The sequence below is a fragment of the Streptomyces sp. NRRL B-24572 genome (assembly GCF_002156145.1).
GTDB classification, from domain to species: Bacteria; Actinomycetota; Actinomycetes; order Streptomycetales; family Streptomycetaceae; genus Streptomyces; species Streptomyces vietnamensis.
This window is the reverse complement of the sequence record NZ_MWIG01000503.1, coordinates 281-10,441: the sequence shown is the minus strand read 5'-3', so window position 1 is coordinate 10,441 and position 10,161 is coordinate 281. Positions and strand designations below refer to the sequence as shown.

The 10,161-nt window shown below is 70.9% G+C and carries 10 protein-coding genes; 6 read left to right on the top strand and 4 right to left on the bottom strand.

What is annotated here, in order from left to right; translation table 11 throughout:
• Nucleotides 1-2,050 (top strand): molecular chaperone Hsp90 (locus CCN56_RS27915; protein ID WP_086830714.1); only part of this gene is annotated, 2,050 nt, incomplete at its 5' end.
• An 18-nt stretch (nt 2,051-2,068) separates the two neighbouring features.
• On the opposite strand, the gene CCN56_RS27910 is transcribed toward CCN56_RS27915, so the two are convergent.
• Nucleotides 2,069-2,482: a hypothetical protein gene (locus CCN56_RS27910; protein WP_256962186.1), complete on the bottom strand. Its 414-nt coding sequence runs from the start codon at nt 2,480-2,482 to the stop codon at nt 2,069-2,071.
• A gap of 515 nt (nt 2,483-2,997) precedes the next feature.
• Here CCN56_RS27910 and CCN56_RS27905 point away from each other — a divergent pair.
• The gene (locus CCN56_RS27905; RefSeq protein WP_041130573.1) at nt 2,998-3,312 is read left to right on the top strand and encodes a helix-turn-helix transcriptional regulator; all 315 of its coding nucleotides are present in this window, start codon (nt 2,998-3,000) and stop codon (nt 3,310-3,312) included.
• Nucleotides 3,312-3,713 carry an SRPBCC domain-containing protein gene (locus tag CCN56_RS27900; protein ID WP_086830712.1) on the top strand — a complete coding sequence of 134 codons (402 nt, stop codon included), beginning with the start codon at nt 3,312-3,314 and terminating at the stop codon, nt 3,711-3,713. The genes CCN56_RS27905 and CCN56_RS27900 overlap by 1 nt, the downstream gene beginning before the upstream one ends.
• A gap of 67 nt (nt 3,714-3,780) precedes the next feature.
• On the opposite strand, the gene CCN56_RS27895 is transcribed toward CCN56_RS27900, so the two are convergent.
• Together CCN56_RS27895 and CCN56_RS27890 are read right to left on the bottom strand one after the other, a co-directional pair.
• Nucleotides 3,781-6,189 carry an HAD-IC family P-type ATPase gene (locus CCN56_RS27895; protein WP_086830710.1) on the bottom strand — a complete coding sequence of 803 codons (2,409 nt, stop codon included), beginning with the start codon at nt 6,187-6,189 and terminating at the stop codon, nt 3,781-3,783.
• A gap of 223 nt (nt 6,190-6,412) precedes the next feature.
• Nucleotides 6,413-6,688, bottom strand: a complete 276-nt coding sequence (locus CCN56_RS27890; protein ID WP_086830708.1) for a DUF2530 domain-containing protein — start codon at nt 6,686-6,688, stop codon at nt 6,413-6,415.
• A 155-nt stretch (nt 6,689-6,843) separates the two neighbouring features.
• Here CCN56_RS27890 and CCN56_RS27885 point away from each other — a divergent pair, with 155 nt between their 5' ends.
• Complete coding sequence (locus CCN56_RS27885; protein WP_179200006.1) at nt 6,844-8,301, top strand: NCS2 family permease; 1,458 nt, start codon at nt 6,844-6,846, stop codon at nt 8,299-8,301.
• Here CCN56_RS27885 and CCN56_RS27880 read toward each other — a convergent pair.
• A complete protein-coding gene (locus CCN56_RS27880) occupies nt 8,271-8,495 on the bottom strand; it encodes a hypothetical protein (protein WP_086830707.1) in 225 nt (74 codons plus the stop codon). The two genes, CCN56_RS27885 and CCN56_RS27880, sit on opposite strands and share 31 nt — an antisense overlap.
• Before the next feature lie 222 nt (nt 8,496-8,717).
• On the opposite strand from CCN56_RS27880, the gene CCN56_RS27875 reads away from it, so the two are divergent.
• Together CCN56_RS27875 and CCN56_RS27870 are read left to right on the top strand one after the other, a co-directional pair.
• Nucleotides 8,718-9,161 (top strand): MarR family winged helix-turn-helix transcriptional regulator, encoded by a 444-nt coding sequence (locus CCN56_RS27875; protein ID WP_086830705.1) that lies wholly within the window; start codon nt 8,718-8,720, stop codon nt 9,159-9,161.
• Nucleotides 9,162-9,187: 26 nt separating this feature from the next.
• Nucleotides 9,188-10,161 (top strand): MFS transporter (locus tag CCN56_RS27870; protein WP_256962185.1); only part of this gene is annotated, 974 nt, incomplete at its 3' end.

Genomic DNA, 10,161 nt, shown 5'->3' with positions numbered 1-10,161 from the left:
CGACGCGTACGCCGAACTCCTCGCCGACTGGCAGCCGGTGACGACCGCGACCCTCGACCTCGTGCCCGGCCCGCTCGGCAAGGGGCACGTCGACGGCGCCCTGCGCGAGGCGATCCTCGACCGGCTGCCGCGCGTCGCGTTCCTGGCCCCGGCCGCCCCCTCGGAGGAGCTCCCTGCACTCCGCCCGATCGAGGCGGAGGTCGTGGAGGGCGCGGGCGCGGAGACGGTCGACGTCCTCGCCGAGGTCTTCCCGACGCTCCTCCCCGCCGGTCTCGAACGCCGCCCCGAGCTCCGCACCCTCGGCGTCGGCCGCGTCCCCCTCACCGAGGCGATCGACCGCCTCGCCGGTGTGGACCGTGCGCCGACGTGGTGGTGGCGGCTGTACGACTCCCTCGCCGGCGTCGACCCGGACCGGCTGACGGGCCTCCCGGTGCCGCTCGCGGAGACCGAGGAGGGCGCCAGGACCCGCACGACGATCGGCCCCCGCCAGGTCCTCCTGCCGCAGGACCGCACGCCCGCCGAACTGACCCGGCTCGGCCTGAAGGTGGCGCACCCGGAGGCGGCCCACCCGCTCCTGGAGAAGCTGGGCGCCCTGCCGGCCACGCCCCGCGCGGTCCTGACGACCCCGCAGGTGCGGGCGGCGGTCGCGGCCTCCCTCGACGCGGGCGAGATCTGGGACGAGGACGCCGACGCCCTCGACGCGGAGGAACTGGCCGAGACCGTCCTCGCCCTGGTCCGCGACGCGGAGCTCGACCCCGGCGAGGAGCCGTGGCTCGGCGCGCTCGCCCTCCCCGACGAGGACGGCGAACTGTCCCCGGCGGGCGAACTGGTCCTCCCGGGCTCGCCGTTCGCGGCCGTGATGCGCGAGGAGGAACTCGCCTTCGTCGACACGGAGCTGGCGTCCCGCTGGGGCGAACAGCCCCTCGCCGCCTGCGGTGTCCTCGCCAACTTCGCCCTGGTCCGCGCGACCGACCTGGTCCTCGACCCGGACGAGGTCGAGCCCCGCGAGGGCGACTACCCGGAGCCGGACGACGCGGGCCTGCTCGACGCGGTCGACGTGTGGTGCGAGGACGTTCTGGACCGCCTCCCGATGACCGCCGTACCGCCGGTGGCGACGGAGATCGTGGCCGTACGTGACCTGGACCTGGTCGACGACGACGCCTGGCCGCAGGCCCTCGCGCTCCTCGCGCAGCCGCCGCTCAGGGACGCCCTGACCCAGCCCGTACGGGTGCTCCTGCCGGACGGCACGACGGAGACCGTCCGCTCGTACACGGCCTGGTGGCTGCGCGACCACCCGGTCCTGGACGGCCGCCGCCCGGCGGGCCTCCGCGCGGAGGGCTCGGACCCGCTCCTCATCGGCCTGTACGACTCCGCCGACGCGACCGGCTTCGAGGACGAGCAGGTCCTCCGGGCCCTGGGCGTCCGCACCTCGGTCGCGGCCCTCCTCGACGAACCGGGCGGCGCGGCGGAGCTCCTGGCCCGACTGGCGGACCCGTCGAGGGACGTCACGGCGCCCCAACTCCACGCCCTGTACACGGCCCTGGCGGACCTGGACCCGGAGCAGGTGACGCTCCCCGACGACCTGCGCGCGGTCGTGGACGGCGCCCTCGTCGTGGTCGAGGCCTCGGAGGCCCTGGTGGCGGACGCCCCCGACCTCCTCCCGCTGGCCGGCGACCTCCCGCTCCTCCCGGTCTCCCCGTCCCGTGCGGACGACCTGGCGGACCTCCTCCAGGTCCGCCGCCTGAGCGAGGCGGTGGAGGCCGAGGTCACGACGGTCGGCGAGGAGCACGAGGTCCCGCCCTCGGTCCACGCCCTCCTCGGCCCGGCGACCCCCGCCTCGTACATCGAGCACGAGGAACTCCGCGCCGGCGGCATCGAACTCGACTGGCGCCGCACCCCCGACGGCGTCGTCCACGCCGCCACCCTGGAGGGCGTGGCGGCCGGCCTCGCCTGGGCGGCGGGCCAGTGGCCCCGCCGCTTCGAGGTGGCGGCCCTCCTGGAGGACCCGTCGAGGACGGCGGAACTGGCGAGGGACCGCTGGTTCGACTGAGCGAACTAGGCGAGCGAACTAGGCGAGCCAGAGCCCGCCGCGCCGGTGACGGGCGGGCGGGATGTCGACGAGGTCGGCGGCGTCGAGGTCGATGACGCCGCCGGGGGAGTCGACCAGGCGCAGGAGCGTCCCGGCCCGCCGGCGGAGCCGCTGCCGGGCCCGGCGCTCTTCCACGGCCGCCTCGCGCGCGACGCTCCCGTCCCCCTGGTGCCGGGGGAACGCGTACACCTCCACCGCGCGCCGCACCGGGTGGGGCCGGGGCCTGCGGCCCTCCCGTACCGCCTCGGAGACGTCCCGGGTGCTGTAGCGGAGGTCATGGAGAACCACGGCATGCCAGGGCTGCCCCTTGAGCATGTCGGCACGGAAGCGTCTGCGTCCGCGGGAAGGGTGATGGGCGGTGCGTGCCATGAGGACTCCGTAGGTCGCAGCCACCAGGTATCTCCTGGCGGGCTACCTGAAGCCCCTCGGCCCTCTCGCACGCGCGTTCCGCATCTTCGGCACGGTACTCGGCCGCCCGCTCGACCGCAGCCGGGTTCGACTCCCGAACTGGACCTCGAAGGCCTCTCCGCCTGCCCGGTCCCGGTCCTCCTGAGCCGCGGCACCACGAGCCCCGCCTGGTTCGGCACGGTCCCGGACCGCCTGGCCGCGGTCCTGCCGAACGCCCGGCACCGGACCTTCGAGGGCGCGGGCCACATCCCGCACGTCACGCACCCGGAGGAGTACGCGAAGGTGCTCAAGGGCTTCGTCGGGACGGCGGCGACGGGCGACTGAGCGGGCGCTCCTCCGGGTCCGGGTGTCCGTGCGCGGTCGCGGCCTTCTCCGACGAGCCGGGCGGTGGCCGGAACTCCCGACTCGTCCGGCGGTCCCGGGGCGACGCCCGCGCCACCACCCAGGAACGCGTCGGAAACTTTTGACGCGTCGGAAAATCCCGACGTATCGTGGGTGTCATGCCGACCGACGTGTTCGGCGTACTGGCCAACCCGGTACGCCGCAAACTGCTCGAAACGCTGCGCGAAGGGCCCCGCTCCACGGGCGAGCTGGCCGGGATGTTCGAGCTCGGGCGGCCCGCGGTCTCCGAGCACCTGGCAGTGCTCCGTACCGCGGGACTGGTACGCGAAGAGCCCCGGGGGCGGCACCGCTTCTACCACCTCGAACCGGCCCGGCTCGCCGAGGTGGGCGAGTGGCTGCATCCGTTCGAGCACTACTGGAAGCAGCGCCTGGACGCGCTGTCCGATCTCCTGGACGAGGAAAACGGAACGTGATGACCGAGAACGACACGATCACCTGCGAGAAGTTCCTGCCCCACGCACCCGCGGCGGTGTGGAAGGCCCTGACCGACCCCGACCTGCACGCCCGCTGGTGGGCCGCCGGCGACGTCAAGCCCGTCGTCGGGCACCGCTTCACCCTCGACATGGGCGGCTTCGGGTGGCAGCCCTGCGAGGTGACCGCCGTCGACGAGGAGCGGCTGCTCGCCTACCGCTTCGCCGAGGGCACGCTCGACACCACCGTGACCTGGACGCTGCACCCGGAGGGCGAGGGCACCCGCCTCGTCCTCACGCACGCCGGCTTCGACCTCGACTCCCCGATGGGCCGCCAGGCGTACGAGGGCATGGGCCGCGGCTGGCCCCACGTCCTGGACCGCCTGGACGCCGTGCTCCTCTGAGGGAGGACGCCGCACTCCTCGCTCGGGCCCTGGGCTTCGGACCCTGGGCTTCGGGACCGGCCCCGGCTCACGCCGGGAACCTCCGGTCCACCCACCGCCACGCCACCTCCAGCAGCACGCAGCCCGCCGCCGCGATCGCCACCGCCGTCCACGGCATCGTCACGCCCACCAGTTTCAGCGCGAAGAAGTCCTGGAGCCACGGGACCGCCAGGACCAGGAGGAAGGCGGCGGCCATGGCGGCGACCAGGGTGACGCGCCACCAGGTGTAGGGGCGGGCGATGATCGCGAGGACCCACATGGAGACCAGGAAGAGGGTGAGGGTGGCCGCGCTCGTCTCGGCGCCCAGGGCGTCCGTGCCCGTGTAGTGGTGGCGGGCCAGGAGGTACGTGGTGAAGGTGGCCGCCGCCGCGATGACGCCGCCGGGGATCGCGTACCGCATGACCCGGCGTACGAAGTGCGGCTTCGCGCGTTCCTTGTTGGGGGCCAGGGCGAGGAAGAAGGCCGGGACGCCGATCGTGAGGGTGGAGAGCAGGGTCAGGTGGCGGGGGAGGAACGGGTACTCCACCTGCGAGACCACCACCAGGATCGCCAGGAGGACCGAGTACACCGTCTTGGTGAGGAAGAGGGTGGCGACCCTGGTGATGTTGCCGATGACCCGGCGGCCTTCCGCCACCACCGACGGGAGGGTGGCGAAGCTGTTGTTCAGGAGGACGATCTGGGCCACCGCCCTCGTCGCCTCCGAGCCCGAGCCCATCGACACGCCGATGTCCGCGTCCTTCAGGGCCAGGACGTCGTTGACGCCGTCGCCCGTCATCGCGACCGTGTGGCCGTGGGATTGGAGCGCCGCCACCATGTCCCGTTTCTGCTGCGGGGTGACCCGGCCGAAGACCGTGTTCTCGTCCAGGACCTTCGCCATGTCCTCCCGCTCGGTGGGCAGCCGGCGGGCGTCCACCGTGTTCTCCGCGCCCGGCATGTTCAGTTTTCCGGCCACCGCTCCCACCGAGACCGCGTTGTCGCCCGAGATGACCTTCGTGGCGACCTTCTGGTCGGCGAAGTAGGAGAGGGTGTCGGCCGCGTCGGGGCGCAGGCGCTGTTCCAGGACGACGAGGGCCGTGGGGTGGGCGTCGGCGGTGAGGTCCGGGGAGTCGAGTTCCCGGGTCGCGCGGGCCAGGAGGAGGACCCTGAGGCCCTGTTCGTTGAGGTGGTCGATCTCGGGGAGCGTCGGGTCGTCCGTCTTCAGGAGGACGTCCGGGGCCCCCAGGAGCCAGGTCGAGTTCTCCCCGTTCCCCTCGCTGAACGACGCCCCGCTGTACTTGCGCGCGGAGGAGAACGGGAGCGATTCCGTGCAGCGCCACTCCACCGCGTCCGGGTAGGCGTCGATGATCGCCTGCAGGGAGGCGTTCGGGCGGGGGTCGGACTCGCCCAGGGCGCCCAGGACCTTTCGTACGTACGTCTCGTCGTTGCCGTTCAGGGCGCGCAGCTCCGTGACGTCCATGCCTCCCTCCGTCAGCGTGCCCGTCTTGTCCAGGCAGACCACGTCCACCCGCGCCAGGCCCTCGATCGCCGGCAGCTCCTGCACGAGGCACTGCTTGCGGCCGAGGCGGATCACGCCGATCGCGAAGGCCACGGAGGTGAGGAGGACGAGGCCCTCGGGAATCATCGGGACGATGCCGCCGACCGTGCGGGCGATCGCGTCCTTCAAGTTGTTGTCCTTGACCACCAGCTGGCTGATGACGAGGCCGATCGCGGTCGGGACCATCATCCACGTCACGTACTTGAGGATCGTGGAGATGCCCGTACGCAGCTCGGAGTGGACCAGGGTGAAGCGGGACGCCTCCTCGGCGAGCTGGGCGGCGTACGCCTCGCGGCCGACCTTGGTGGCGGTGAAGGCGCCGCCGCCGGCGACCACGAACGAGCCGGACATCATGCGGTCGCCCGGTTTCTTCACCACCGGGTCCGCCTCGCCGGTGAGGAGGGATTCGTCGATTTCGAGGCTGTCCGCTTCGGCGACCTCGCCGTCCACGACGACCTTGTCGCCCGGTCCCAGCTCGATCAGGTCGCCCAGGACGATCTCCGAGGTGGAGAGTTCGGCGGCCACGCCGTCGCGCCTGACCGTGGGTTTCGCCTCGCCGATGACCGCCAGGCCGTCCAGGGTCTTCTTGGCGCGGAGCTCCTGGACGATGCCGATGCCGGTGTTGGCGATGATCACGAAGCCGAAGAGGCTGTCCTGGATCGGCGCGACGAAGAGCATGATCACCCACAGCACGCCGATGATCGCGTTGAAGCGGGTGAAGACGTTCGCGCGGACGATCTCCGTGGTCGAGCGGGAGCTCCGCACGGGTACGTCGTTGACCTCGCCGCGCGCGACGCGTTCGGCGACCTCGGCGGAGGTCAGTCCGGCGGGGCGGTGCACGACGGGCGGTCCGGTGTCCGCCGCCCCACTGCCGTCCGTGTCGATCTTCGCCCGCTGAGTCATGTTTTCGACGGTACGACCGGATTCGGTCGTTCACCTGCCGAGAGCGGTGAAGATCGGACCGGGGGAGGAGCGGGATCGTTCCCCGGTATGACGTCCGGTATGACGTGTCGTCGGTGTGGCGCGTCCCCGGTGCGACGTCGGTGGTGCGCGGCGTCGGCGCGGTGCGCCGTAGGCGGCGCGTGCCGTCGGTGGTACGCGCCGTCGGCGTTGTGCGCCCTCGGTGTTACGCGTCGTCGTGGCTGGTGCTCTGCCGCGCCGCCTCGTGGCGCTTGATCGCCGCGTCCCGCTTTCGTACGTACCAGATGCCGATCAGGCCGAGCCCCGCTCCGGCCAGGCACGTCCACACCCACCAGGTGAGGTCCCGGTCGTCGAACCAGCCGTAGAAGGGGACCTGGACGAGGAAGAGGACGAACCAGAGGATCGTTCCGCCGGTGATGGTGGCGACGACCGGCCCTTCGAGGGGCTCGGGTGCCTCGTGCTTCGGTGTCCACTTCGCCATGCGGCTCAGTCTAGGTGGCCGGGTTTTGTGTCTACGCGCGGAGATAGACGCCCGCTCGTTCATGTGTTCATACTGAAACGGTTTGCCTCTGGCGGGTTCCACTCGTATGAACCGCCAAAAGGGACGTAATTCTCTGGAAGAGGAACCACCCCCCAATGAGTACGACGGCCACCGCCAAGGCCACGCCTCCGGCGTCCGAAGACCAGATCCCCGTCGGTCCCGTCTCCGGCCTCGACCGCTTCTTCAAGATCACGGAGCGCGGCTCCACTGTAGCCCGTGAGATCCGTGGCGGCTTCGCCACCTTCTTCGCGATGGCCTACATCATCGTGCTGAACCCGATCATCCTCGGCAGCGCCAAGGACATGTACGGGCACCAGCTCGACAGCGGCCAGCTCGTCACCGCCACCGTCCTCACGGCGGCGTTCACGACCCTCCTCATGGGTGTCATCGGCAACGTCCCGATCGCCCTCGCCGCCGGCCTCGGCGTCAACACGGTCGTCGCACTCCAGCTCGCGCCGAAGATGTCCTGGCCCGACGCCATGGGCATGGTCGTCCTCGCCGGCATCGTCGTCATGCTGCTCGTCGCCACCGGTCTGCGCGAGCGCGTCATGAACGCCGTCCCGGTCGGCCTGCGCAAGGGCATCGCGATCGGCATCGGCCTCTTCATCATGCTCATCGGCCTCGTCGACTCGGGCTTCGTCTCCCGCATCCCCGACGCCGCGCACACCACCGTCCCGCTGCAGCTCGGCGGCGACGGTCACCTCACCGGCTGGCCGGTCCTCGTCTTCATCCTGGGCACGCTCCTCACCCTCGCGCTGATCATCCGCAAGGTTTCCGGCGCGATCCTGATCTCCATCGTCGTCATGACGATCGTCGCCATGGTGATCAACGCCGTCGCGAAGGTTCCTTCGTGGGGTCTCACCACTCCCGAGTGGCCGGGCAACCCCGTCGCCTCGCCCGACTTCGGTCTCGTCGGCAAGGTCAGCCTCTTCGGCGGCTTCGAGAAGGTCGGCATGCTCACCGGCGTGCTCTTCGTCTTCACCGTGCTGCTGTCCTGCTTCTTCGACGCCATGGGCACGATCCTCGGCGTCGGCGACGAGGCCAAGCTGATCGACAAGGACGGCAACTTCCCCGGCATCAACCGGGTGCTGCTCGTCGACGGCCTCGCCGTCGCGTCCGGCGGTGCCACCTCCTCCTCCGCCACCACCTGCTTCGTGGAGTCCACGGCCGGTGTCGGCGAGGGCGCCCGTACGGGTCTCGCCTCGGTCGTGACCGGCGGCCTGTTCTCGGTGGCGCTGTTCCTCACGCCGCTCGCGACCATGGTGCCGTCGCAGGCGGCCACGCCCGCGCTGCTCGCGGTCGGCTTCCTGATCCTGGCCGGGTCGATCAAGGAGATCGACTGGAGCGACTTCACCATCGCGGTGCCCGCGTTCCTGGCCATGCTGATGATGCCGTTCACGTACTCGATCACGAACGGCATCGGCATCGGCTTCATCGCGTTCACCGTGCTGCGGCTCGCGGCCGGCCGGGGCCGCGAGGTCCCGGTGGCCATGTACGTCGTGTCGGCGGTCTTCGTCTTCTACTACGCGATGCCGGCGCTGGGCCTGACCTGATCGCGGGGCGCGTCGGACGCCCCGTAGAACTTCTCCGTCTCGTCGACCGCGGTCTTGAACCGCTCGTCGAAATCCTCGCGAATGAGCGTCCGGGCCACATAGTCCTGGACGCTCATTCCTCTTTTCGCGGCGTGACTCCTGAGCCGGTCGAGCAGCTCACCGTCGATGCGCAGGCTGAGCACTGTCGATCCCATGCCGTTCAGGGTCGGGGCAGGCGGGGCCCCTTTGCGTCACTTTCCGGATCCGACTCACTCATTTGGGTGATACATGGATGCCGAAGCGTGATCTGCCGTGCGTCGTGCTGCCGCCCCTCGCGGGGGTGTGGCGGGTGTGATGGGTGCGGGTGGGTGTGATCCGTGTAACGTCCACCCGATCCCGTTGGTATTTAGGCAGAGTAATGAGTTAGGCTAACGAACATGCCAGATCTGTCCCACGGCACCGCCGACGACGCCGCCGCCGTGAACGCGCTCCGCTCCGCAGTCATGCGACTCGGCCGACGCCTCAAGCACCAGCGCGTCGACGAGTCGCTGAGCCCCACCGAGATGTCGGTGCTCGGCACCCTGTCGCTCTGCGGCTCCGCCACCCCCGGTGAGCTGGCCCGCAAGGAGCACGTCCAGCCGCCGTCGATGACCCGCATCGTCGCGCTGCTCGAAGCCAAGGGACTGGTCCGGTTGGAGCCGCATCCCGACGATCGCCGGCAGAAGGTCGTCAGCCAGACCGAGCAGGCCGAAGCCATGCTCGAAGAGTCTCGCCGCAAGCGGAACGCCTGGCTGGCCTCCCTCGCCGAAGGACTGGACGAGGACGAATGGGCGAAGCTGCGCGCGGCCGCCCCGGTCCTGGAGAAGCTCGCCCACCTGTAACCGAGGCGCCAAGGAGGCGACGCACTTTGAGTACGGGACACGGAGCAGACTCCGCACCCGTCCATCAACCCACCCCCGACACCCGCGGGCGGGGAGGAAGACTTTCCGGAGGCCGCTTCGGAAGCCTCTTCGGAGACACCTTCTCCTCGCTCGGGATCCGGAACTACCGGCTGTTCTTCACCGGAGCGATCGTCTCCAACACCGGTACGTGGATGGCCCGGATCACCCAGGACTGGCTGGTCCTCAGCCTCACCGGCTCGGCCGCCGCCGTCGGCATCACGACGGCCCTGCAGTTCCTGCCGATGCTGCTCTTCGGTCTGTACGGCGGTGTCATCGCCGACCGCTACCCGAAGCGGCGCCTGCTGCTCGTCAGCCAGGCCGCACTGGGCCTGTGCGGGCTCGCGCTCGCCGCGCTCACGCTGTCCGGGGCCATCCAGGTCTGGCACGTGTATCTCATCGCGTTCCTGCTCGGCATGGTCACCGTCGTCGACAACCCCGCCCGGCAGACCTTCGTCTCCGAGATGGTCGGCCCCAAGCAGCTCCGCAACGCCGTCTCCCTGAACTCCGCGAACTTCCAGTCCGCGCGGCTCATCGGGCCCGCCGTCGCCGGTGTCCTCATCGCCGGGGTCGGCAGCGGCTGGGCCTTCCTGCTCAACGGGCTCTTCTTCCTCGGGCCCATCATCGGCCTCCTGCGCATGCGGCCCGCCGAGTTCCACCGGGTGGAGCGCGTCCCGCGCGGCAAGGGCCAGCTGCGGGAGGGGCTGCGGTACGTGGCGGGCCGGCCGGACCTGATCTGGCCGATCGTGCTCGTCGGGTTCATCGGGACCTTCGGGTTCAACTTCCCGATCTGGCTCACCGCCTTCTCCGGCGACGTCTTCCACGTCGGCGCCGGCTCGTACGGCCTCCTCAACACCCTCATGGCCGCCGGCTCCCTCGTGGGCGCCCTCGCCGCCGCCCGCCGCGGCTCCACCCGGCTGAGGATGCTGGTGATCGCCGCGGC